The sequence below is a fragment of the Paenibacillus taichungensis genome, assembly GCF_013359905.1.
GTDB classification, from domain to species: Bacteria; Bacillota; Bacilli; order Paenibacillales; family Paenibacillaceae; genus Paenibacillus; species Paenibacillus taichungensis.
In genome coordinates, this window is the sequence record NZ_JABMCC010000101.1 from 254,496 (window position 1) to 279,386 (window position 24,891).

A 24,891-nucleotide genomic window follows, 5' to 3' on the forward strand; every position below is an offset into this window, starting at 1 on the left:
CATTACGACTATCTCTGAATAAACAGAGCGTAGTCAAACCATAATTATCCGTTAATTAATCGTAATATATCATTATATGTTACTGCCAGCATCAGTACAAACAACATGGCGAAGCCGACAAAATGAACCATACCTTCCCGGTTCGGGTCAACAGGTCTGCCACGAAGCGCCTCAATCCCCAGGAAAACCAAACGGCTACCGTCAAGCGCAGGGATAGGCAACAGGTTGAAGATACCGAGATAAAGGCTCAAAATGGCAGCCCATCTGGTTAATTGCTCAATACCCTGTTTTGCAATCTGGCCCGTAACCTCAAACGTACGCACCGGACCACCGATATCGTCCATGTTAAATTGATTAATGAGATGTCTGAATCCTTCAAAGATTACTCTGGTCGTATCTACCATAGCTACTCCGGACACTTTAAATGTTTCCACGAATCCAACAGAACGAGTTGGCAGGGTAGGTACAATACCAACTTTACCGCCTTCCTGGCCTTCTACCGCGCGAGGTGTGATCGTAATATTAAACGTTTCATTCCCCCGACGCAGTGTCCATTCCATCGGCTTGTCTTTGGAATCAGCTATCATGCTCACCATTTTTTGCGAATCCGTGCCGATGGCCGTACCATTGATTGTCTCAATGATATCTCCCTTTTGCAGGTTCGCTTGGTAGGCAGCTCCACCTTCAAGCACTTCGCCAATTTCCAGATTTTTCGGATTCTCAACTGGAACCCCAGCCATTTGTGCATAGACTGCAAATAAAACAAATGCCAGGATGAAATTCATGAGTGGTCCGGCAAAAATCGCCATTGCCCGCTGACCAACCGTTTTACTGCCGAATTGACGATCTTTAGGTGCAATTTGGGTTTGTTTGCCCCGACTCACCAACATCGCTTGCGGATGAATCCGGTACTGCTGAATTTCGCCATCCACATCGAGTTGCAATTTCAGTGCATTCTCCATATCAATGGAGATGACTTCACCTCGAATTACATTTTTGCGATTATCCAATTGATCGAGGTAGATCATTTTGACTTGGTCATCAGCTGATCTTACCGCAATGGTCTGACCTTCTTGAATTTCTACCAGTTCCGGATCTTCCCCAGCCATACGTGCATACCCGCCAAAAGGCAGCAGACGCAGTGTGAACTGGGTCTCGTTTCTTTTATATGAGAACAATTTGGGACCAAAACCGATCGCAAATTCCCGTACAAGAATACCGGCGCGTTTGGCAAAATAATAATGTCCCCATTCATGAACCGTCACGATGACAAAGAACATGAGCACCGTTAGAAATACCACTTGTATGGTTTCCAATCCCTATCCATCCTCCTTCACGGCACGAACCGCAGTCTGTCCCTTTAGATTATCATTATTCTCTGATGCCGCACAAGAGAATCACTTCTTCCATTTTATCTTGAAAAAAGAGATTACAGACTGAACGCAAGTTGACGGCTCTCCTGATCACATTTTGCGATTTCCTCCAGATCAGGCTCGTCCACATTGCGGTGTGCCTCCAGCACAGAAGCAATAATATCCTCTATTTTAAGGAACGAAATCTCTTTACGCAAGAAACGTGCTACAGCAACCTCGTTGGCTGCATTAAACGCCGTTGCTGCGGTTCCTCCCATTTTACCACACTCGTATGCCATTCTTAAACAAGGGAACCGTTCCATATCCATCTCACGGAAATGCAGCTTGCCCACTTGTGTTAGGGATAGACGTTGTGAAGGCGATGGTAAGCGGTCAGGATAGGTCAGTGCATACTGAATGGGAACACGCATGTCCGGATTGCCAAGCTGGGCAATAATGCTTGTATCATTAAACTCCACGTAGGAATGAATGATGCTCTCCGGGTGAAGCAACACATCAATCTGATCATAACTTAGTCCAAACAGCCAATGCGCTTCAATAACTTCCAGCCCTTTATTCACCATCGTCGCCGAGTCTATCGTAATCTTCGACCCCATCGACCAGTTGGGATGTTTGAGTGCATCTTCTACGGTAACTTCCTTCAGCTGTTCACGAGTCAAATCACGGAATGATCCTCCAGAAGCCGTAAGTGTAATTCCCATCACGCGTTCACGAGGTTCTCCATTCAAGCATTGGAAGATAGCCGAGTGCTCACTATCCACAGGCAGAATCGGTACCCCTTTCGCAGCCGCTCTGGCAGTAACAATATGTCCCGCTGTAATTAGCGTCTCTTTGTTAGCCAGCCCAATCTGTTTGCCTGCATCAATAGCAGCCAGGGTCGACTCAAGCCCAACACTCCCCATTACAGCAGTGACAACCGTATCTGCTTCCGTTCCGGCAGCGACTTCCACCAGTCCTTCTTTGCCATAAAAAAGCTGTGTTTCGATAGGTAAGTGCGGTGCCACTGTCTCTGCTAGCTCCTTTGAGCCAACTGATACCTTTTTGGGTCGATAACGCTTCGCTTGCTCAATCAGCAACTCTATATTGCTCCCAGCAGCCAGTCCCTCAACTTGAAAGCGTTCGGGATGCATATCGACTACATCCAGTGTCTGAGTTCCAATGGAACCGGTTGACCCAAGAATCGCAATTTTTTTCATGCTGCACCTCATCTTTATTTATCCAAAGCCTATGACGAATAGTTCGTCATATGGCTTGTGCTCATTTTTAATAGGGCAGAAGCATTAGTATATGTACGAATGGAAAAACGACAATCCAGCTGTCGCATCGATCCAGAATACCGCCATGCCCCGGGAGCAAAGTGCCGGAATCTTTGATGTTATACACACGTTTGTAAGCAGATTGAATCAGATCTCCCATTTGTCCTACAATCGCACATGCAATCCCAATCCATACCGCTCTTTGCCAAGACAACAAGCCGTCTGACACCAATGCAAAAACAACAGAAGTGATTACAGCGATCACAATACCACCCAGTGCACCTTCCACCGTTTTATTAGGACTGATCGACGGCCAAAGTTTGTTCTTCCCGATAAGTTTCCCTACAAAATAGGCACCTGCATCACTTGCCCATATGGAGCCCAGAAGCAGAAACGTCCAGAACAACCCATGATGCAAATGTCTGGATTCCGCGATGTAATAAAAACCGATTCCAATATACATTACTCCCAGAAAGAGCATGGCAACAGTGTTTACAGGAATCTTGTTTTTAGTTACCACAGAGGCAGTCATGAATACAAGCATCACAAGCCATCCGATCTGGAATAACGTTAGTGGTCTAACTTCCCAAATCATTTCCCAAGGAAACACAATCGCAAAGATACCTGCATAACCAATTAGGGCTACACCCGAAAAAGGCTGTACCCCGGTCATTTTAACAAATTCATAATAACCGATGAGAGCCATGAGCAATACCAAGCCATGGTACCAGGGTCCGCCCAGCATGCAAAAACCCAAAAACAACACACCTGCTATGATTCCTGTCGTTAATCGCTGTTTCAACGGCTTCATCCTCCATCTATTTCAAACCGCCGTAACGCCTTGTTCTGCGCTGATATTCGGCTACTGCTTCAAGCAAATGCTTTTTGCCAAATTCGGGCCAGTATATATCCGTAAACCATAGTTCGCTATATGCGAGCTGCCAAAGCATGAAATTGCTTAATCTCAACTCTCCGCTCGTCCGGATCAGCAAATCCGGATCAGGCATATCCCCAGTGAGCATATGTCTGTCAATGAGTTCAGGCGTAATGTCGTCTGCCGATAGTTCCCCCGACTTTACCTGCAGAGCGATCTGTTTGACACAGTCCGTCATTTCGCGACGACTTCCGTAGTTCATTGCAAAATTCAAAACAAGCCCTGTGTTATGTTCCGTAAGACGAATAGCTTCACGCAAAGCATTAATGGTATGGGAAGGCAAATGTTCTTCCTGGCCCATCATACGGATGCGTACATTTTTTTCTATAAGCTCATCCAGCTCTATCGCCAAAAATTCTTGCGGAAGCCGCATCAGAAAATCCACTTCTTCTTTTGGACGCGTCCAGTTTTCTGTCGAAAAAGCGTACATCGTCAGATATTTGATGCCCAGTTCATCCGCCGCGATGGTCGCACGTTTGACCGCCTTCATCCCATTCTGGTGGCCAGCTATTCGTGGGAGACCCAAACGTTTCGCCCATCGTCCATTGCCGTCCATAATGATGGCGACGTGCTGCGGGATATTATCCTCGGATATAGTCAGCGTTTCCTGCTTGTCAGCCCCATTCCACCACGACCGAACCCGTTTGATCATTCCTGTTCCTCCAAAATCCCTGAAGTTTCTTCACCCGAAGCTTGGAAAAAGAGACAAAACCCCACCGTATTGGAGGGGCTGCGCTTGTCTTACACTTCCATGATTTCTTTTTCTTTGGCAGCGAGTACCTTATCGACTTCAGCAATAAACTTATCGGTCGATTTTTGGATGTCGTCTTGATGTCTCCGGGACTCGTCCTCGGAAATGTCTGACTTCTCCATTTTTTTAATATCATCATTCGCATCACGGCGAATATTACGAATGGCTACTTTGCCTTCTTCACCGAACTTTTTCGTCAACTTCACAAGTTCTTGTCTGCGTTCTTCCGTAAGTGCCGGAATGGACAGACGAATCATAGTTCCGTCGTTCGCTGGCGTAAGGCCAAGATCCGATTTCATAATTGCACGCTCAATATCCCCCATGGAGGATTTATCCCACGGCTGGATCATCAGTGTCCGGGAATCCGGTGTACTGATATTAGCCAATTGGTTGAGCGGAGTCATTGCACCGTAATACTCTACTTGAATCCGGTCGAGAAGAGCCGGAGTTGCACGACCTGCACGCAAAGTGGCAAGATCACGTCGTAACGCTTGAATCGCTTTATCCATACGTTCTTCGGCATGTTTTTTAACCGCTTGTGGCATTAATCTACACTCCCTTTAACGATTGTCCCGATGCGTTCACCAAGAACAACACGTTTGATGTTACCTTGTTCCGTAATGGCAAATACGATCAACGGAATGTTGTTGTCCTTACACAGCGAGGACGCCGTTGAGTCCATTACACCAAGATCTTTGTTAAGTATATCCATGTAAGTCAACTGATCAAACTTGACAGCTGTGCTGTCTTTAAACGGATCTGCTGAGTATACACCATCAACTTTATTTTTGGCCATTAAGATGACTTCTGCTTCGATCTCTGCTGCGCGCAGTGCTGCTGTTGTATCGGTGGAGAAGAACGGGTTACCTGTACCTGCTGCAAAAATAACGACCCGGCCTTTCTCCAGATGACGAATAGCTCTACGACGAATATAAGGCTCCGCAATTTGTTGCATGGCAATCGATGTCTGTACGCGAGTAGGCACTTCAATCTGTTCCAATGCATCTTGCAGGGCGAGCGAGTTCATAACCGTCGCAAGCATCCCCATATAATCGGCAGTTGCTCTGTCGATGCCGTTTTCGCTACCGGCAATTCCGCGCCAGATGTTTCCGCCGCCGCACACGATAGCAACCTGTACACCTAGTTCAACTACTTCTTTTACTTGCTGGGCAATCGACGAGATCGTCTCTGCATCAATACCGTAGCCATTTTGACCGGAAAGAGACTCTCCGCTGACCTTTAAGACAACACGTTTAAATACTGGCTGTTCCAATTATTCACCCTCCACTTTGAATTGAACACCCTCGGCGTTCAACCAACAAAACTTCTCGCGCATGGCCTCCTGCTTAAAAAGAAAGGAACACAGTTGTGTTCCGCTCTTTTAGGAAAAACGTTCAACCGGTAAGGCATAGTTTTCCTGGGATATAAGGGAGTAGCGCTTCGAAGTTTCATCATTCTTATATCTTCGAAAATCATTCCTGCTTGCCGGTTTAAAAACCGTCTTATTTGTTCACTTGGGACATAACTTCTTCTACGAAGTTGTCTACTTTTTTCTCAAGACCTTCACCCAGTTCATAACGAACGAAACGACGGATGGAGATATTTTCACCGATTTGGCTGATTTTTTCGTTCAACAGTTGGGAGATCGTTTTGTCAGGATCTTTAACAAAGGTTTGCTCCAACAGGCAGAATTCTTCGTAGTATTTACCGATACGGCCTTCAACCATTTTCTCAACGATTTTTTCTGGTTTGCCTTCGTTCAGAGCTTGAGCTTTCAGAATTTCTTTCTCTTTTTCCAGCTCTTCTGTAGGAACTTCTTCACGAGTAACAAATTTAGGGCTCGCTGCTGCGATTTGCATAGCGATGTCCTTAACGAAATCTTTGAATTGATCTGTTTTACCAACGAAGTCAGTTTCACAGTTCACTTCTACCAGTACACCAATACGGCCACCAGCGTGGATATAAGATTCTACAACGCCTTCAGTTGCTGCACGGCCAGCTTTGCTTGCTGCTGCTGAAAGCCCTTTTTCACGCAGCAATTCAGCTGCTTTCGTGATGTCACCGTTTGCTTCTTCCAGTGCTTTTTTGCAATCGAGCATACCTGCGCCCGTTTTTTCACGGAGTTCTTTTACTGCACTCGCATTAACTGCCATTATTAATTCCCTCCAAAAATAAGTAATTGTAAGTACACTCTAAAAAAAGGGCAGTGAGAGGTTATCCACCTACCAACCACCCTTTTCATTTAATTCATTAGATATGTTCGAATCTATTAAGCGGAAGTTTCTTCGCCTTGGTTAGCTTCGATAACGGCATCAGCCATTTTACCTGTCAACAGCTTAACGGCGCGGATTGCGTCGTCATTACCCGGGATAACATAATCGATCTCGTCCGGATCGCAGTTAGTATCAACGATACCAACAATTGGAATACCCAATTTGCGAGCTTCCGCAACAGCGATACGCTCTTTGCGTGGATCGATGATGAACAGGGCACTTGGCAGGCCTTTCATATTTTTAATACCGCCGAGGAATTTCTCCAGACGATCTTTCTCTTTGCGAAGCAAGATTACTTCTTTTTTAGGCAATACAGCGAAAGTACCGTCTTCTTCCCAAGCTTCCAACTGTTTCAAACGATCAATACGTTTTTGAATAGTTGAGAAGTTAGTCAGGGTACCGCCGAGCCAACGTTGGTTAATGTAGAATTGACCAGCGCGTTCAGCTTCTTCTTTAACTGAATCTTGAGCTTGTTTCTTAGTACCCACGAAAAGAATTGTACCATTCTCTCCTGCGATTCCTTTAACGAAGTTGTAAGCCTCTTCGACTTTTTTCACTGTCTTTTGCAAGTCAATGATATAAATTCCGTTTCTTTCAGTGAAGATATAACGATCCATTTTTGGGTTCCAACGACGAGTTTGGTGACCGAAGTGTACCCCAGCTTCGAGAAGCTGCTTCATGGAGATTACTGCCATCTTCACACACCTCCTAATATGGTTTTATTGTGTCCTCCGCCGGCATCATTTTTCGCCAAGACTCTCCATCAGGAAAGCACCCTCAACAAAATTAGCACATGCGTGTGTTTTAACACCGTTATCTAATATAGCATAACTGATTGCCTGATGCAACAGTCTTTCAAAGCAAATTTCCGTTCCTTCATAGCGATACAGAACTTGTCATTATTTATACAAAAAAACCGCCCTGCCTGAGCGCACTCAGTTTGACGGTTCTTTTGTAATCTTGGCAATAATGGATTTGAAACTTTCGCCTTTTTCCAAGTCATAGGTACCAACTTGTATTTTAGTGTTAATTCGCTCTGCTCTGCCTGCCTTTATGAAAGCTTGTGCACTATCGACAATCCCGGCTTTCTCCAGATTCCCGGCCACGATGGCCAGACTATTGCCTGAACGTACTTTGAACGATACAGTAGCCGCAGCTTCGGGACTGTTAGGACTTGACGGTTCGGTCGTTTTTGGCTGATCGACTTCGTCCTGTTTGTCGCTTTCATTAGTGACAGGTTGCTTTGGATCGTCAGGTTGCTCCGGTTTCACAGCTGATTCTGCCGCTTCAGGTGCCGTTGCCGTTTCCCCCTGTAGTTCACTGCCTTCTTGTTTCTTCTTCGCTACCCACTCAGCTTCTGTAAACAACTCATCATCAGAAGCTACAAGCTTCATGTCCATGCTCTTTGCAGCTGCTTCAAGCTGTTCCATTGTCAGATTGGCCGTAGCCAACTCAGGGTCGAGATTACTCTCAGACAGTGCGTTTTGTCCAACCGTTGCAAGCTGCAGCAATACTGCACCAACAATCATGCCACTTCCAAGTCCAATCCATAAGGAGCGCTTGTCCATCTGTTAGCTCTCCTCCCGTTCTGCCAGCTGTAAAATCAGCTGAACTTCTCCACGTTGTATGCCCGTCTGCTTGGCAATGGCATCCACTGACTTTCCTTCAGCATGTAGATTAAACAGCTCTGCATATCGGTCCTTAATGGATTCACGTACAGGTTTAGGTTCTTGTACAGCGGCCTGCTGTTCTACTTCTGACACCTGTTGGGCCGAATCTGCTCGCACACTGTCTACAAGCGCCTGTGCTTGCAATCCGCTTGTGCTATGTACCGGAATTATATTGGAGGGTATGTCTGTTTTTATCGTTTTACTTTCTTCCAGTTGATCCAGCCTCCGCTGTAATTCCTGAAGCTGTGACTGCATACGCTGATCTGCCGCCGTCGCCTCACCCTTCATTTCAGCAACACGCTGAATGAGAGCATCATTATCGTTCTCTATCTCAGCCATATAATGTTCAAGCGTAGATTCCATCTCTTGCACCAGGTGATGCCCAGGCTCCTGCACTTTATTTTTCTTGGGCATGATAAGCGCATATGCTATTGCGCAGGCTCCTAATATGACAATAATGATCCATGGTGACAAATTGGGTTCTCTCCTTTTAATGCAGCCATCGGTGTTTAAGACTACATGTGAGTCACATGTCATCCATTACAACGACAGGTCAATATGTTTTCCTTTGTAGGGATGCTCAGCAGGTTTGACAGTTTCCAGCGCTGAAGTAACTTCAGGTTCGTTGGAGCCGCTCTGCTGCTCTTTGTTTCTAGATTGACCATCGCGTACATCTGTGTGCGCTGTTTCATCCAGCGCCTCGCTTCGTTGCCTTGCTTCATTTGCTTCTTTGGCCGTTTGTTCCGCTAGCAGGTTCTGGTCAATGACCGGTCTCTGCTGGGCTTCATTCTGATAACGCCCCGCCTCACTTGTTCTAGGTACGGCAATCTGCAACTCAACTGCTTTGAAACTCATACGCTCACCTCACGGTATCGAATGGATTTCTTTATGTGCTTGAATGCTGTACTTAAACGAATGGAACCATCGTTATATCCCCATCATGATAATAAAAAGATATTCGACTTACCGGATCTTTAATAAATTTGGTGTATCTGCCGATAACTATTCTAGAGCCTCCATAAATCATCTTATGAATATCGACGCGAGCCCTACTTGTATCTTCAAGAACCTTCTCAATTTCAAAGATACGTGTTTTCGTTTCCTCGCTAAGACGAAGAGCAGATTTTTGAGTCGCACTCAGTTTGATTCGCATGGACATTCTATCCGGGGTCAGTTGGCCTGCAGCAGCTAACTGATCCAATAATGTCAAAGCTTTTTTCGTTTTATCCAAAGCATCCATCTGCTCTTTGACTTCCTTACGTAAGTCACTCAACTCATTACGGAGCTTAGGCAGTACCCCTACTTCAATGGAAGTCACAGTAGACATACTGTTGCCGACGACGCGTGCTGAGACCTTTTCTCCAGCTTGGATCGACCCGCCGACGATAAGTCCTTTGGTACCTTCACAGATTACCGCATGACCTGCACGAATCGTGGAATGCATAATACTTTGGGATACCAGTACATTTTCAGCCGCATCGACGTTGCCTTCTTGAATAAAGGTACATTTCACGTTATGCCCTGCTTGTATAAGCCCTTTGTTATAACCAATAATACCGCCGGTAATTTCGACAGAGCCACCAGCTTCCAACTCCGCCCCCTCGACACCTCCGACGACACGTATATCCCCCGCAGCTTTTACTTTAAATCCGGTAAGCACATTGCCGCGGATGACAACTGTACCCACAAAATCGATGTTACCAGTGTTATAATCCACATCTCCATTGATTTCGTACACCGGAAACACATTCAATTTGTTGCCTTCTGTTTTGGTAACCAATCCATCCAGAGCGGCATACATCGCGGATCCATCAGGATTAACGACAACATTTTTCCCCACTTTGAAGCGTGCTTCTTTCCCTGGACGAAACGGTATTTCTTCACCTGTTACAGCCCTTCCCATCGTGCCATCCACAGGAGGAATTCGTTCGGCAATGATTTGACCTGTTCGAACATTGTTTAAGCGAGTCACTTCTTTGTAATCGACTGTTCCGTTCTCTGCTTCCAAAGGTCGCCGTTCATTGGAATCGTCCATGCCCACCAATACCTTGATGAATCCATCCGTTCCCTGTACTGGTTTTATACCTTCGGCAATCTTGTATTGTTCCTTTATATACGTCTCAGGATGACTCACAAAAACAAGCAACGCTTCGCGCAGCACACCATACTTAATCCCCTGACTCGCTAAATATTTTTCGAGCTGTTCCGGTGTGCAGGCAAAATCATCTTCCTGTTTGGAAAATTCAAGGTAGGCCGTACTTTTATCATCTGATAAAACAATGCTCAAACACTGTTCCAAAACAGTCCGCTGTGTCAATGCATTTCTTCCCCCTTTTAGACTTTCCACTCCCCAAATCCTATGTTAAAACTCTCTATTCATATATTACTATATTAATCTTTACGCATAAGCAAGTCTTTCTGTTTATCCAGTGTTCCACGTAATCGTAAAATGGCCTTTGAGTGCAATTGCGAGATACGTGACGGAGAAAGAGACATTACTTCAGCAATTTCACTAAGAGAGAGATCTTCATAATATAAAAGTGAAACAACCGTTCTCTCTTTGACCGTCAATTTTTCAAGCCCCTGCACTAAAGCTTCTTTTAAATAGAATTCATTTACTTTGTAATCCGGGTTTTTGGCTTTTTCATCGACCATTAATGAAAGTCGAGTCTCGGACTCTTCTTCCCGGATTGGGTCTTCCAGAGAGCAAAGCGACATAACTGCCACTTCTTGAAGCATATGTTGAAAGTCTTTCGTAGACACGTCGAGATACTGGCTCATTTCTTCATCACTAACAGAACGCAAGTATGTTTGCTCTAGCTGCTGGTAAGCATCTTCAATCCGTTTTGCTTTCTCCCGCACGGAACGAGGAACCCAATCTCCTTGACGCAAACCATCAAGAATTGCACCGCGCACACGCCATGATGCGTACGTCTCAAATTGCAGACCACGTTCATAGTCAAATTTCTCCAACGCATCAATCAATCCCATAACTCCATTGCTCTCCAGATCATCTTTCGGGACATTTTTGGGCAGACCAACAGCCAAACGCCCGGATACATAGTTTACAATATGAAGATACTTTTCGATCAAACTTTTCTTGGCTTCAAGATCGCCTTGTTCTTTCCACTTTTCCCACAAGTCAGCGTGGTTCAAATGTGAAGCTTTACGCTCGTTCAATTGCTTTCACCCTCCTTATTTGTCTGTCAGGTGACGAACGGCCTGCGCCAACTCCTCCGGCTCTTTGGTCCGGACAAGTTTAGGCGGATCCAAAGGGGCAAATCCCGTTGGAGCTTTCGTCTCAGATGGTGGAAGGTTCTCCCCAGAGGAGGCGTTCTGTCCATGTTTGAGCAAGTCATTCAGTTCTTGTCCATCGTCTTCGAGTTTAATGTCCACCTGTGAACCTCTTAGTTCTTGAGCGCCCGGTGAATCATAACCATACCCATTCCCCTCTACTGAAGGGTTCAGCAGCAATCCCAGTCCCCAGCGTAAACCATAAGCAAGGACAAACCAGGCTACAAAGCCGATCAACCCGCGTATTAAGCTGGTCATCAACACATTGCTGCTGTATGCTACAAAAAAAGTCAGAATAAATCCGACTATGCCTGCTCCAAGATTAATACGGTAGTTTCCTATCATGTCTTATAGTTCCTTTACACCCATTTGGACACTTCGAATAGTCAAAAGTCCAGTTTCACAGTCCATTTCAATCGTTCGTCCGTAATTCCCACCGGTGTCTTCGGCAAGAAGTGGAATCCCAAGCTTTTCTAACCATTCACGACAAGAATCCGCATTCCTCGGTCCGATACGCATCGTATCCCCTGCTCCCGCGAAGGCAAACATCTGAGACCCTCCAGCCATTTTGGACACAATACGTGAACGAGATGCACCGAGTTGTATCATTCTTTGTAACAATTCCGGCAATGCCGTATCCGCATATTTGGCTTTGTTCAAAGTTCCTTCACGAGCAATCTCTGAAGTGGGGAGCATGACATGCGCCATTCCGGCAAGCTTCAAATGCGGATCATACATTGTTAATCCTACACAAGAGCCCAAGCCAGTCGTACGGATTACGCCGGGAAGATGAGCAATGTTCAAATCCGCCATACCGACTTTAACGACGCTTTTGTCCTCAATCATGATCCAGTGGCACCCCTAGAGATTCAAATATCTTAGCAAAAGATGGCGGATCCGGAATCAGGAAAAATTGACCCTCTACCTGATCTTCGCCTTCAAAGAAAGAAGTGTCAATCAATAATGCATCGTCGCCCATTTCACCAAACTGCAACAAACCATAACTCAAAATGGCTCCTGCCATGTCAATAGCAAGTCCAGGAACAGTCGGATACATAGATAGTTTCGTGAAATCTGCCAATGAAGAAAGGTATGAACCCGCCAAAATATTTCCGATTTCGGATAGAGCCGATTGTTCCATTTCCGTGAATGCAAGACCTTCCTTCAGATCAAAACCAGCAAGACGGTTCAACAGCATTTTGGCAGCCTCAGGTGCCATCATAAAGAACAGATTGCCTGGCGCTTCGCCTTCAACACGAAGAAATACAGTAACAACAATACGTTCATCCCCGCCCACTTTTTCAGCAACTTCTTCAAAAGGAAGCATCTGCACTGTAGGTACACCCATGTCAATCGGTCTATTAAGAAGCTGAGACAACGCCGTTGCGGCGTTGCCTGCTCCAATGTTACCGACCTCTTTGAGCACATCCATTTGGAATCCCTCAAATCGGTTGAACAGTTCCACGGTGTTAGCCCTCAATACTTTCCAGCTGTACAACCTCGCTTTTATTTAATACTTCGTTCAGGTTAAGCATAATCAACAAGCGAGCATCCTCCAGCTTGGCTACACCACGCAGGTATCTTGCTTTAACTCCACCAACCACTTCAGGCGGACTATCAATTGCATCACGTTTGATGTCAATAACATCATTGGCAGAGTCAACGATAAAGCCAACTTGCATGTCGTCTACACCTACAATGACAATACGTGTTTGATCGGTATATTCTGTTTCCGGCAAAGAGAATCGACCACGCAGATCAATGACGGGAATAACAACACCGCGTAAGTTAATAACTCCTTTTACAAAAGAGAAGGTCTTAGGAACACGGGTAATAGGCATCATACGCTCTATCGTCTGAACCTTGTCTACCTCAATACCATACTCTTCGGATCCTAATTTAAAGACAATGACTTTCAACTCTTCTTCCATGTAAAAAACCTCCCTATTAAATGTAAGACTTATCTTGTGTGCTTATTTAATAAATGCATTAGGATCAAGAATCAGAGCTACTTGTCCGTCTCCCAGAATCGTTGCACCAGAGATTCCTTCAATGGCAGGAAGATAAGTACCCATCGATTTAAGAACAATCTCACTCTGTCCAATAAATTCTTCAACGGCTACAGCTGCAAGACGTTCACCTTTGCGAATGACCACGATTTCAGTTTCTTGTTCATCCGCGTCATTGAAATCAGGCACTCCAAAAACTTCGCTCAACGACAGGTACGGAATTAGAGACTCACGGAATGTGATCATTTTATTACCATGAATGTTGCGAACCTGTTCACGCTGTACAATGGCTGTCTCCACAATGGAAGACAAAGGAACGGCATATTTCTCGGATCCCAGTCGAACAAGCATCGCAGCGATAATGGACAGGGTCAATGGTAACTGAACAGAGAAGTTCGTCCCTTTACCCGGTGTCGAATGAATGGTTACATTACCACCAAGAGAAGTGATTTTGGATTTTACAACATCCAAGCCTACTCCACGGCCGGAGATATCCGAGATTTTATCAGCGGTACTGAAGCCTGGTGCAAACAGCAACTGGTTCACTTCATCATCGCTCATCTTGGCACCTTGTTCTTCGGTAACAACTCCACGCTTGACTGCTGTTCTCAAAAGGTTGTCCCGGTAAATGCCTTTACCATCATCTTCGATCTCAATAAATACATGATTTCCGCTATGGAAGGCCCGAAGGTTAACTGTTCCCAATTCAGGTTTACCTGCTGCTACACGCTCTGCGATCGATTCAACACCATGGTCAACTGCGTTACGCAGCAAATGTACCAACGGATCGCCGATCTCATCGATTACCGTCCGATCAAGTTCCGTTTCGGCACCCGTAATGACCAGATCGATTTTTTTGTCCAGTGTTTTAGCAAGGTCACGAATCATTCGCGGGAAACGGTTAAATACGGTATCTACAGGGACCATCCGCAACTTCAGTACAATATTTTGCAAATCTGTACTGACTCTGCTCAGATGAGCTACAGTATCCGATAAATCATTATTACCCGTCTCACTGGCCAACTGCTCCAGGCGTGAACGGTCAATCAATAACTCGCTGAACAAATTCATCAGTACATCCAGACGTTCTATATCCACACGGATGGTACGTGAAGGTGCAGCAGCTTGTTTAGGTGCAGTTTTAGTGGCCGCCAGTTTCTTTGGTTCTTCTTTCGATGAAGAATCCGATTCCGGGGATGCATCTACTGGAGCAGGAACAGGTGCAGCTTCCACTTCAGCTGTTGCCGCTGCCTGATTGGTCATTTGCTGAAGAGTCTCTTGATCCAGCTGAATGACCTTGGCACTTTCAATTTCAGAGATGCTCATAATGCCTTTTTCAAGTTCCTGCGCCTCTTTGGTTGTTATGTAATACAACGAAAAACTGCGCTCAAACTTCTCTTGCTCAATATCCTGAACGGTTGGAAACGATTTAACAATTTCACCCGAGCGTTCTAACAGATCGAAGACCATATATGCACGTACGCCCTTCAGTTGGCTCTGCTCGCTGACAAGAACTTCAATATAGAGCACACGGTGACCTTCAGCTATGGACTGATCCAATACGGAGTACTGGAATTCGTCCAGTTCAACCGCACTTGGTGTTACTGTGCTTGATGATTGATTTACTTCGGCTACTGGAGCAGTACCTCCCGTCCATTCACCACTCTCAATGGCTTGGAGAGAAGCTACGATGGAGGAGACATCTGCTTTCCCCTCTCCACCTCCGGTAATATCCTGAACCATATTCTCCAAGGCATCCAAACTTTTGAACAGGGTATCAAAAATGAAATCCTGCATTTTCAACTTTTCGTTACGCACCAGATCCAGCACATTTTCCATTTTGTGCGTCAATGATGCCAAATCCTCAAACCCCATTGTAGCAGCCATACCCTTCAATGTATGAGCAGAGCGGAATATGACCTGAACAATTCCCAGATCCTCCGGACTGCCTTCGAGTTGAAGCATATTTTCGTTAAGGGACTGCAGATGATCATTAGACTCATCAATAAACATAGATAAATATTGATTCATGTCCATTGTGAGGCACCTCCTCCATGAGTTTACTCCGTTTATTTCACAGCTTGAACAAGTTTAGGCGCAATCTCCTGCAAGGGTAGAAGATGACGCACGCATTGCAGCTCTACAGCAGAACGCGGCATACCATAAACAACACAAGTTTCTTCATTCTCTGCAAAGGTTGATGTGACACCCGCTTCATACAATTTTTTCATCATACGAGCACCATCACTGCCCATCCCTGTCAGCAAAACCAAATGTCGTTGCAATGACGTGTACGGCAGCAGCGACTCAAACATCGTATCTACTGAGGGCCGGTGTCCATTGACTGGTTCTTCCTCTGTCAGCTTTATGGTGAACCTTCCATCAGCAGTTTTGTTGACTTTGACATGGAAGCCGCCAGGAGCAATATAGGCCGTTCCTTTTCGTAAAACCATGCCTTCCTCAGCTTCGACCACATGCAGTTCACTGAACGTATTCAATCGCTGGGCAAGGGATCGAGTAAAGTTAGGGGGCATATGCTGTACAATAATGACTGGAGCAGGTAAATCACCTGGCAGTTGCTCCAGCAAAGTCTTGAGGGCTCTCGGTCCACCAGTTGAACAACCAATAGCCACAAGTTTGTTGAATGATCCTTCCGGCCCTGCTCCCTTATGAGAAGGAATTACCTTCGAAATATCTTTGGATGGATCAGCTGAAGCTGCAGCAGTTTCCTGTTCTGCCAATCGAGATATATTGGACAAACGTTTTTCCTTAGGAGATTGCGTTGGCTTGTTTAGCTTTGCTAATTTGTCATTGCTGGCATCCGAAGCTCGATTTGAATCTCGCAAAGGCTCCTGCTTTTTGTCCAGGCGTCCCGTATTCTGCTTCGTCAGTGGAATAATGGGATGCTTTGGTTTTGCTCGTAAGGATTCAGTTTGTCCGCTACCTAGACGTGTTCCTGGCTGAGCAGGTTCTATCGTTTTCTTCAAAAGACCTTTACGATCTGGTAAAGAAGGATCAACCTGAACTCGCTGAGACTGTTGCAGCAGTTTGCTCTGTGCTTCATCCCGTTTCTTCATGGATGCTTCACGATCGGCTTTTCGCTTGATTTCATCCATAGCTGCTCGCATCCGCTCAACCAGTGCTTTACCGACTTGGGCAATATCCTGATCATGCACAATCGATGGCTTACGAATGAAGTCAAACGCACCGGCCTCAAGCGCCATGATGGTCTCTTTCATACCTTGTTCATTGATACCTGAAAGCATAATCACCGGGACGAAAGATTGCTTCATGATCGATTTTAATGCGTCCAACCCATTCATTTCAGGCATCTCAACGTCCATTGTGATGACATCGGGCTTCAAATCTTTTGCTTTTTGAATAGCTTCCTTACCATTTGACGCTGTTGCCGTAACCTTAAACTCCGAATCTGCTTCAATTAAATCTGAAACAATTTTACGCATAAAAGCGGAATCATCGACAACCAATACTTGATACACCGCCATGTTGTTTCCACCCCTGTTTCCTTTATTCAGAAATCATGTTGTCCGCTTTAGCCACTTTTTCATAAATCCTTTGATTCCTGTCAAGGTTTCGGATCCCGGAGCAGCAGGTGCAGCTAAATAGTGATGTGCGAGTTTCAATATATCCCTGGAAGCTTTTGCATTCGGATATGCCAGACTGTATGGCACTTGCCTTTTAACTGCCTTTACAACCTGGGCATCTTCGGAAATATATCCAAGCAGGGGGATATCGATCTGTAAAAATCTCTTAGCCACTCCAGCTATTTTATCCGCCACCCTTTCCGCCTCTTGCTGGTCTTCAACCCGGTTAACGATCATCCGAAAGGGTGTGGCATTTTCCTGGCCATGCATAACTTTAACTAAAGCGTAAGCATCGGTTATTGAAGTTGGTTCAGGTGTGGTGATGATCAGGCATTCATCGGCTGCACCGATAAATTTCATGTTTTCTCTGGAAAGTCCTGCCCCAGTATCAAAAATGACATAGTCCATCTCCTGTGCAATTTCTTCAACTTGTCCAGCAAAAAACTCCAGATCTCGATCTGACAATGAGAACAATTCTTTCATCCCCGAACCTCCGGCGATATAAGGCAACCCGCTTGCACCAAGCTGTATGATTTCCTGTATGGATTTCTGTCGGTATAACAGATGGTACAGATTATAGGGAGATGAGGTTCCCATTAGGACATCGATATTAGCCATCCCTATATCTGCATCAAACACCAATACCTTCTGCCCCATTGCCTGTAAGCTCAGTGCAAAATTAAGTGTGAAGTTGGATTTACCAACCCCTCCTTTTCCACTGGCAACGGTTATGATTTTGGAGGAGCGTGAATCACGACCTCTTCCCTCCACTCCGTTAGGCATGGAGACCATACTTCTGAGTGAGGCTGCCTGGTCCTTCATCGTACAAGCTCTCCTAACAATTGTTTGGTCAGAGAATCCGCATCAGGTTTAAGTAAATCATCAGGCACATTTTGTCCGTTCGCCACATAAGCAAGTTTAAGTGGAAAACGATGCAGTAGGTTAAACATAGGGCCGCAGCTTCCGGTCTCATCCATCTTCGTAAAAATAACCTTATCCAGCCCATATTTACTGAAATGCTCGGTTATTTGCACCATATCGGAACTTTTGGAAGTCATGCTCAAAACCAAAAAAGTTTCACTATTTTCCACAGGTGCGAGTAAACTTTGCAGTTCTGAAACAAGCAGCTCATTTCTGTAGTTTCTTCCGGCTGTATCCATGAAGATCAGATCACATTCCTCAAGACGGGAGATCGCACGTTGTGTATCACCTGGGGATTGTACGACCTCAAGCGGGACATTTAAAATGGATGCGTACGTTCTAAGTTGTTCTACAGCTGAGATACGATAGGTATCGGAAGTGATGAACCCTACCTTTCGCTGTTTGTTAAACATCTGTTCAGCAGCCAGCTTGGCAATGGTCGTTGTTTTACCAACGCCAGTTGGCCCAGCTACATACACAATGCGTGTGGTTGGCAAAATGCCCACGTCGATACGTTTCTCCAAAAAATGTGATATTTCCAATTGCACTGCTTGAACAGCTTCTACTTCATCTAATTCTTTTTCAGAGAGATTTGTCTGAACAACCTCAAACCAAGATTCCCATACTTCTGGCCAAATGTCTTGCTCCATCAACCTTTCTCGAAGGGCATGAAACTCCTCAGATAACGGATCTGCCGTTGCTCCTTGCTTAGACAACTTGGTCATCATCAGTTTGAGCTCCTGTAATTCAGACATTAGTTGGCCCTGCTGCAGATCGTTCGCCTGCTCCTGCTGCCCACTGGCTGATGTTAAACCCGAAAAATCCGCCCCTTGCGGTCGCGGTTTATGCTCGATACTCAAAGAAGATCTGCCATTGCTCATGTCTGAACCGAGTTTACTCGATTCAGACACAGCTGTGGCATCCGAAGTTTTCTCTTGCACATTTTTTTCAGCGATACTCGCAGCTGATTCGTCAGAAGCAACGACAAACGAACGAGCCGTTTGTCGATATGCTTCAGGTACAAATGAGCGAGGTACGGGTGAAAATTGATTTTGAACTTGATTTGTAGTCTGTTTTTTTTCTTCCTTATCTACAGCAGCTACAACTTCGATCCTTTTCTTACGGAACATCCCCAGCACCCCCCCCACCTTAATTTCCTTGGTGGACAGGATGACGGCATCACTTCCCAGGTCTTTGCGAATTTGAAGCATAGCTTCGGGCATGGTTTCAACGACGTATTGTTTTACTCTCATAAGTTCACCACCCCGACACTTTGAATTTCAACATTCGGCTCCAACTCACTATAGGAAAGCACTGGTATATCCTGCATGGTACGCTCAATCACCTGACGCAGATACATACGAATGGTTGGAGAAGTTAATACAACAGGCTGCTGGCCCGACTGGATCAATCGATTGACTTGTTCAGTCAACTTTTGATATACACTTTGTGTTGAAGCCGGATCCAGTGCAAGATAACTGCCTTGATCGGATTGCTGTACACTCTCGGCAATTTTCTTCTCCAGACCAGGTCCAACAGTGATAACTCTAAGCGTCTCTCCTTTTTGGGAGAATTGCTGGGTAATCTGACGAGAAAGGGATTGTCTCACATATTCTGTCAGTACATCCGGGTCTTTGGTGTACGTTCCGTAGTCCGCCAGTGTCTCGAAGATTGTAACCATATCACGAATGGAAACTTTCTCTCGCAACAACTTGGCGAGCACTTTCTGTACATCTCCGATGGACAGGACGGATGGGATGAGTTCATCCACCAGCGCAGCATAATTCTCTCTGAGATTATCCACGAGTGCTTTCGTTTCTTGTCTGCCAAGTAACTCATGCGCATGCTTCTTAATCAATTCAGTCAGATGTGTAGCTACAACTGAAGGAGGATCTACAACCGTATATCCTGCAAGTTCAGCTCTGTCTTTGGTTACTTCGTCAATCCATAATGCTGGAAGACCAAAAGCTGGCTCTGTCGTTTCGATCCCTGTAACAGATTCTTCTTCATAACCCGGACTCATGGCCAGATAATGATTCAACAACAGTTCTCCGCCGCCAACAACATTACCCTTAATTTTGATGACATATTCATTCGGTCTTAATTGGATATTATCCCGAATCCGGATAACCGGAACGACTAACCCCAGTTCAAGAGCACACTGTCTACGAATCATAATGATCCGATCCAATAAGTCTCCACCCTGCTGATTGTCAGCCAGAGGAATCAAACCGTAACCAAACTCAAACTCAATTGGGTCAACCTGAAGAAGGTTGATTACACTCTCCGGACTTCTAACTTCTTCAATCTGCTGCTCCTCTTCCATTTGCTCCTCTGCCTCTTGCTTCTGATTGAGATTATTCTGCATCCTCCATCCGGCAAAAGCCAGCAAACCTGCGAGCGGCAACGTTGTAATAATATGAATCGGTGTGAAAAAACCGAGCATTGCTATTACAAAAGCTACAATATAAAGGAGCGTCGGGTATGTAAACAATTGCCCCGTAATGTCATCGGCCAAATTCCCCTCCGATGATGCTCTTGTTACAATAAGACCTGCTGCTGTAGATATCAGAAGTGCTGGAATCTGGCTCACAAGGCCATCCCCAATAGTTAATACGGAATAGGTGGACAACGCATCGGCAAAAGCAAGACCATGTACTGTCATCCCGATGATAAATCCACCAATGAGATTGATTAGGAGAATAATAATACTTGCAATGGCGTCCCCTTTTACAAATTTACTTGCTCCATCCATGGCCCCGTAGAAATCAGCTTCACGTTCAATTTTGGAACGACGTTCACGTGCTTGCTGCTCGTTGATCAAACCGGCATTCAAATCTGCGTCGATACTCATCTGTTTACCAGGCATCGCATCGAGGGTAAATCGTGCTGCTACTTCAGCTACACGCTCCGATCCCTTCGTAATAACGATAAATTGAACAACGACGAGAATCAGAAACACAATGAATCCAATTGCAATCTGTCCACCAGCTATCCAGCTACCAAAGGTAGCAACTACCGAACCAGCGTCTCCTTCTCCCAGAATCAGCTTCGTTGTCGATATGTTGAGTGCTAATCGAAACAACGTCGTGATCAGCAATAATGCAGGAAAGATGGAAAATTGTAGCGCTTCTTTGCTGTTCATTGCAACAAGCAGTATCATCAGTGCAAGTGAGATATTGATGACAAGCAACATGTCCAACAACCAGGTTGGGATCGGGAGAATCATCATCAACACGATGCCGATGATACCCGCAAGGACAGCTATATCTTTTGTTTTCAATGAATGTACGGCCTCCGATCCCCTGTTATTTCGTTCTGCCCTTTAATTTATATACATAAGCCAGCACTTCAGCTACCGCTTGAAACAAATCAGCCGGTATGGCGTCACCAATCTCGGCTCTCTGGAACAATGCCCGTGCCAGCGGCTTGTTTTCCATAGTTATGACACCGTGCTCTTTGGCAATTTCTTTAATACGCAAGGCGACGTAATCCTGACCTTTAGCTATAATCTGCGGCGCTTCCATCTCCGACCCTTCATACTTAAGCGCAACGGCAAAGTGAGTCGGGTTGGTGATAATTACGTCCGCTTTGGGAACTTCCTGCATCATGCGCTGAACAGCCATACGACGCTGACGCTCCCTGATTTTCCCCTTGATCAGTGGGTCACCTTCCATTTTTTTATATTCGTCCTTGATGTCTTGCTTAGACATCCGAATGTTTTTCTCGTAATCATACTTCTGGTACATATAGTCGAGTACAGCAAGTACTAACAGGGCTACTGCTATCTTGATCCCCAAGTTTAAGGTGATGGAAGCAGCAAAATGCAGAATCGCATCTAATGAAAAATGAGACAGTGAAGCAATATCTGACTGATAACCTGTGATGGTACTATAAACCAGAAAGCCGATAATCGACATTTTCATAATAGATTTAGCAAACTCCACCAAAGAACGAAGAGAAAAAATGTTTTTGAATCCTTTAATCGGATTCAGCTTTTCCAGTTTGGGCTTTAATCCCTCTCCTACAAGCAGGAAACCTACCTGCATGTAATTAACGATTAAAGCAACAAGGAATGCACCGAGCAAAACAGGAGCAAGCAATAGCATAACCTCGATGCCATAACGCATCAATAAGGCTACGACGTTCTCCCCAGTGACCTCCATACTCAGCCGATTAATGAAGATGTCTGTAAACAGTCGAACCATACGTTCTTTGTAAAAGTTACTGAACATCATCATAATTAAAAAGGTGAATAGGAGAATGGATGCGCCGGACAGCTCCATACTTTTTACAACCTGCCCCTTTTTTCGCGTATCCTGCCTCTTTTTCGGGGTAGCCTTCTCTGTTTTTTCCCCTGCGAACATCTGGAGGTCGAGTTGATATTTCATTCGAATCTTGTCCTCCGTTTCACTCAGCCCGGCCTTTGTCCAATGGTCCCTAGCAATTTTTCCATGGATCTGAACATCACTTCGAACAATTGACTAAACACAAAGGCGAAACTGGGAACCAGCAAAAGCAAAATAGCAAGCCCAACGAGTACCTTTAGCGGCATTCCGACGGCAAACACGTTAAATTGAGGAGCCGTCTTTGCCAAGAATCCCAATCCTACATCTGTCAAAAACAGAGCAACTACAATCGGCGCAGACATCTGGAAAGCCAACATAAATGATTGACCTAAGGTATGTACCAAAAATTCAGCAATACTTCCGTCTGCCAATCGTAGAAAGAATACATTCGACAACGGAATCCAACGATAACTGTATACGATGGCATCGAGTAGATAATGATGTCCATTCATTGTCAGAAAGAGCAATACAGCAAAAGCATATTTGAAGTTACCTGTAAGTGGTGCAGAAGCACCTGTCATTGGATCATATACGTTGGCCATACCAAAACCAATCTGAAGATCAATAAAAGTACCCGCGGTCTGTATAGCTGTCATTAACAGATAAGCAACAAAGCCTAGGAGCAAACCAATCAATATCTCTCGGATGACCAGCAAGATATAACTCAGATCTGTAGGTACAACCTGGTCTATGCCGTATACCATATACACAGTAAAGGTTACAAATGCCGATAAACCAATTTTAATAGAATTCGGCACATTTCGAGCTGAGAAGACTGGCGCTGTTACAAAAAATGATGCTATTCGACAAAACATAAGCAGAGCGACAGGAAAACTTTGCAACAATGTCTCCATCTGCAACAGCCTACCCTATGTATCTGTATAAATTATCGAGAATGTTATACGTGAAATCGACCAGTATATTCAATATCCAAGGACCAAACAAAAGTACTGCCAGAAGTACGGCAATGATTTTAGGCACAAAGGCCAGAGTTTGCTCCTGAATTTGAGTGGTTGCCTGAAACACACTGATAATGAGTCCTACAACCAGAGCTAGAATAAGCATAGGTGCGCTGGCCAGCAGTGAAGTATAAACCGCTTTCCCGGCCAGACCGATAATAAACTCCGAAGTCATGACCGTCCTCCTTTAATATGCCGGCTCAAGTGTTAAAACTCAGCAACAGTGACTTCACGACCAGATACCAGCCATCGACAAGTACAAATAGCAGTATTTTGAAAGGTAATGAGATCATGACAGGTGGAAGCATCATCATGCCCATAGCCATGAGTGTACTCGCAACTACAATGTCTATAACCAAGAATGGAATAAAGATCATGAATCCCATCTGGAATGCTGTCTTCAACTCACTGATTGCATATGCCGGTACCATCACAGTAATCGGGATATCCTGGTATGTGCTTGGCTTTTCGGTTTGATTGTACTTCATAAACAGCAGCAGGTCTTTCTCCCTAGTGTGGGAGAACATAAACTTCTTCATAGGATCCGCAGCTTTTTCCAACGCTTCGGTTTGTGTGATGTCACCCTTGAGATATGGCTGAAGTGCTACCTGATTGATGGATGACAACGTGGGCGACATGATGAACAGTGTTAGAAAAAGTGCCAATCCGACCAGCACCTGATTGGGTGGCATTTGCTGCGTACCCAAGGATGTCCGCACAAAACCGAGAACGATAACAATCCGGGTAAAGCTAGTCATTAGTACTAGCAAAGCTGGTGCGATACTAAGTACCGTGATCAGCAGGATAATGGACAGTGAACTCGTGCTTGGAGTGCCCCCATCCCCGTTTCCAATTTGAATATCAATATTCGGAATCGGTTCGGCAAAGGCAACAGTGACGGATGCCAGACTGATGAGTCCTATGAAAAAACACGCTAACCAAATCTTTTTCTTCATGAATCCCTCGACCGATCTGTAGTATTGTCTTCTTCCAGAACCTTCTCCATCTTCTCTTTACGGTTAGGCATCTGCCGAAGTTTAGATTCAAACAGTTCGTGAAAAGAGGTTGTATCCTCGAGTTCCATTTCCCGCGGCGGTTCATCTTTGCGCAATCGGGCTGCCAGCTTTGCAATGAGAGGCGAAAGGCTTCCCTGTTGTGCTGATGCATCCCGTTCAAATGAATCAATGATTCGCTGTGCCTCTTCAAGATCTGAAACCTTATCCACCAGCTGTATGTCATCACCCACACCGAGTAGATAAACGCTACCGCCAATTTCTATAATTTGCAGCGACTTGTTTGGTCCCAGTCCGACTCCACCCAAAATACGAATTGTGCCGTTCCGGAACCATCGCTGATTCCGTTTGTTTAGAAAACGAATCAGATAGACTATAAGAACCAGAATGACGGCCAGGACAACAATCACCCATACAAGCTGAAAATAATAATTGACTCCCGTGCCAACATCATCTGGAATCTTATCCTGAGCCATCATCATGT

The 24,891-nt window shown here is 45.1% G+C and carries 27 protein-coding genes; all 27 read right to left on the reverse strand.

Translation table 11 applies throughout. The features are described 5' to 3' along the window. Positions 1 to 44: 44 nt before the first annotated feature. The gene (rseP, locus tag HP548_RS07870) at positions 45 to 1,316 is read right to left on the reverse strand and encodes an RIP metalloprotease RseP (protein ID WP_076289526.1); all 1,272 of its coding nucleotides are present in this window, start codon (positions 1,314 to 1,316) and stop codon (positions 45 to 47) included. Positions 1,317 to 1,429: 113 nt separating this feature from the next. Then, positions 1,430 to 2,569: a 1-deoxy-D-xylulose-5-phosphate reductoisomerase gene (locus tag HP548_RS07875; protein WP_175381345.1), complete on the reverse strand. Its 1,140-nt coding sequence runs from the start codon at positions 2,567 to 2,569 to the stop codon at positions 1,430 to 1,432. A 67-nt stretch (positions 2,570 to 2,636) separates the two neighbouring features. Then, positions 2,637 to 3,431, reverse strand: coding sequence for a phosphatidate cytidylyltransferase (locus HP548_RS07880; RefSeq protein ID WP_175381346.1), 795 nt, complete (start codon positions 3,429 to 3,431; stop codon positions 2,637 to 2,639). Positions 3,432 to 3,447: 16 nt separating this feature from the next. After that, a complete protein-coding gene (locus tag HP548_RS07885) occupies positions 3,448 to 4,215 on the reverse strand; it encodes an isoprenyl transferase (RefSeq protein ID WP_063566384.1) in 768 nt (255 codons plus the stop codon). 89 nt (positions 4,216 to 4,304) lie between these two features. After that, positions 4,305 to 4,859 carry a ribosome recycling factor gene (frr, locus tag HP548_RS07890; RefSeq protein WP_024630246.1) on the reverse strand — a complete coding sequence of 185 codons (555 nt, stop codon included), beginning with the start codon at positions 4,857 to 4,859 and terminating at the stop codon, positions 4,305 to 4,307. After that, positions 4,859 to 5,587: a UMP kinase gene (gene pyrH / locus HP548_RS07895; RefSeq protein ID WP_024630245.1), complete on the reverse strand. Its 729-nt coding sequence runs from the start codon at positions 5,585 to 5,587 to the stop codon at positions 4,859 to 4,861. Before pyrH ends, frr begins: the two co-directional genes overlap by 1 nt. 229 nt (positions 5,588 to 5,816) lie before the next feature. Next, positions 5,817 to 6,467, reverse strand: coding sequence for a translation elongation factor Ts (gene tsf / locus HP548_RS07900; RefSeq protein ID WP_062326078.1), 651 nt, complete (start codon positions 6,465 to 6,467; stop codon positions 5,817 to 5,819). A 116-nt stretch (positions 6,468 to 6,583) separates the two neighbouring features. Beyond that, positions 6,584 to 7,282 carry a 30S ribosomal protein S2 gene (rpsB, locus tag HP548_RS07905; RefSeq protein ID WP_024630243.1) on the reverse strand — a complete coding sequence of 233 codons (699 nt, stop codon included), beginning with the start codon at positions 7,280 to 7,282 and terminating at the stop codon, positions 6,584 to 6,586. 240 nt (positions 7,283 to 7,522) lie between these two features. Beyond that, positions 7,523 to 8,155 (reverse strand): endolytic transglycosylase MltG, encoded by a 633-nt coding sequence (locus HP548_RS07910; protein WP_175381347.1) that lies wholly within the window; start codon positions 8,153 to 8,155, stop codon positions 7,523 to 7,525. Positions 8,156 to 8,158: 3 nt separating this feature from the next. Next, positions 8,159 to 8,731, reverse strand: coding sequence for a hypothetical protein (locus tag HP548_RS07915; RefSeq protein WP_175381348.1), 573 nt, complete (start codon positions 8,729 to 8,731; stop codon positions 8,159 to 8,161). A 66-nt stretch (positions 8,732 to 8,797) separates the two neighbouring features. Continuing rightward, a complete protein-coding gene (locus HP548_RS07920; RefSeq protein WP_076289521.1) occupies positions 8,798 to 9,112 on the reverse strand; it encodes a hypothetical protein in 315 nt (104 codons plus the stop codon). Between the two features lie 52 nt (positions 9,113 to 9,164). After that, the gene (locus HP548_RS07925) at positions 9,165 to 10,574 is read right to left on the reverse strand and encodes a DUF342 domain-containing protein (RefSeq protein ID WP_099853270.1); all 1,410 of its coding nucleotides are present in this window, start codon (positions 10,572 to 10,574) and stop codon (positions 9,165 to 9,167) included. A gap of 74 nt (positions 10,575 to 10,648) precedes the next feature. Beyond that, positions 10,649 to 11,437, reverse strand: coding sequence for a FliA/WhiG family RNA polymerase sigma factor (locus tag HP548_RS07930; RefSeq protein WP_072732409.1), 789 nt, complete (start codon positions 11,435 to 11,437; stop codon positions 10,649 to 10,651). A gap of 15 nt (positions 11,438 to 11,452) precedes the next feature. Beyond that, positions 11,453 to 11,896 (reverse strand): hypothetical protein, encoded by a 444-nt coding sequence (locus tag HP548_RS07935; RefSeq protein WP_076289519.1) that lies wholly within the window; start codon positions 11,894 to 11,896, stop codon positions 11,453 to 11,455. Positions 11,897 to 11,899: 3 nt separating this feature from the next. Next, entirely contained in the window at positions 11,900 to 12,397 is a 498-nt protein-coding gene (locus HP548_RS07940) for a chemotaxis protein CheD (protein ID WP_063566391.1), read from the reverse strand. Beyond that, complete coding sequence (locus HP548_RS07945; protein ID WP_090807429.1) at positions 12,390 to 12,983, reverse strand: chemotaxis protein CheC; 594 nt, start codon at positions 12,981 to 12,983, stop codon at positions 12,390 to 12,392. The genes HP548_RS07940 and HP548_RS07945 overlap by 8 nt, the downstream gene beginning before the upstream one ends. Before the next feature lie 37 nt (positions 12,984 to 13,020). Continuing rightward, positions 13,021 to 13,482 (reverse strand): chemotaxis protein CheW, encoded by a 462-nt coding sequence (locus HP548_RS07950; RefSeq protein WP_063566392.1) that lies wholly within the window; start codon positions 13,480 to 13,482, stop codon positions 13,021 to 13,023. A 42-nt stretch (positions 13,483 to 13,524) separates the two neighbouring features. Then, complete coding sequence (locus HP548_RS07955) at positions 13,525 to 15,597, reverse strand: chemotaxis protein CheA (RefSeq protein WP_175381349.1); 2,073 nt, start codon at positions 15,595 to 15,597, stop codon at positions 13,525 to 13,527. 32 nt (positions 15,598 to 15,629) lie between these two features. Continuing rightward, complete coding sequence (locus HP548_RS07960) at positions 15,630 to 17,066, reverse strand: protein-glutamate methylesterase/protein-glutamine glutaminase (RefSeq protein ID WP_099853276.1); 1,437 nt, start codon at positions 17,064 to 17,066, stop codon at positions 15,630 to 15,632. A 33-nt stretch (positions 17,067 to 17,099) separates the two neighbouring features. Next, entirely contained in the window at positions 17,100 to 17,987 is an 888-nt protein-coding gene (locus HP548_RS07965; protein ID WP_099853278.1) for a MinD/ParA family protein, read from the reverse strand. Then, positions 17,984 to 19,339, reverse strand: a complete 1,356-nt coding sequence (flhF, locus tag HP548_RS07970) for a flagellar biosynthesis protein FlhF (protein ID WP_099853281.1) — start codon at positions 19,337 to 19,339, stop codon at positions 17,984 to 17,986. Before flhF ends, HP548_RS07965 begins: the two co-directional genes overlap by 4 nt. Then, positions 19,336 to 21,369, reverse strand: a complete 2,034-nt coding sequence (gene flhA, locus HP548_RS07975; RefSeq protein ID WP_099853283.1) for a flagellar biosynthesis protein FlhA — start codon at positions 21,367 to 21,369, stop codon at positions 19,336 to 19,338. The genes flhF and flhA overlap by 4 nt, the downstream gene beginning before the upstream one ends. A gap of 25 nt (positions 21,370 to 21,394) precedes the next feature. Further along, positions 21,395 to 22,477: a flagellar biosynthesis protein FlhB gene (gene flhB / locus HP548_RS07980; RefSeq protein WP_099853286.1), complete on the reverse strand. Its 1,083-nt coding sequence runs from the start codon at positions 22,475 to 22,477 to the stop codon at positions 21,395 to 21,397. A 23-nt stretch (positions 22,478 to 22,500) separates the two neighbouring features. Beyond that, complete coding sequence (gene fliR, locus HP548_RS07985; protein ID WP_099853289.1) at positions 22,501 to 23,289, reverse strand: flagellar biosynthetic protein FliR; 789 nt, start codon at positions 23,287 to 23,289, stop codon at positions 22,501 to 22,503. Between the two features lie 10 nt (positions 23,290 to 23,299). Further along, positions 23,300 to 23,569, reverse strand: coding sequence for a flagellar biosynthesis protein FliQ (gene fliQ, locus HP548_RS07990; RefSeq protein ID WP_024630226.1), 270 nt, complete (start codon positions 23,567 to 23,569; stop codon positions 23,300 to 23,302). A 25-nt stretch (positions 23,570 to 23,594) separates the two neighbouring features. Then, entirely contained in the window at positions 23,595 to 24,350 is a 756-nt protein-coding gene (gene fliP / locus HP548_RS07995; RefSeq protein ID WP_063566400.1) for a flagellar type III secretion system pore protein FliP, read from the reverse strand. Then, a complete protein-coding gene (locus HP548_RS08000; protein WP_371121409.1) occupies positions 24,347 to 24,886 on the reverse strand; it encodes a flagellar biosynthetic protein FliO in 540 nt (179 codons plus the stop codon). The genes fliP and HP548_RS08000 overlap by 4 nt, the downstream gene beginning before the upstream one ends. Between the last annotated feature and the right edge of the window lie 5 nt (positions 24,887 to 24,891).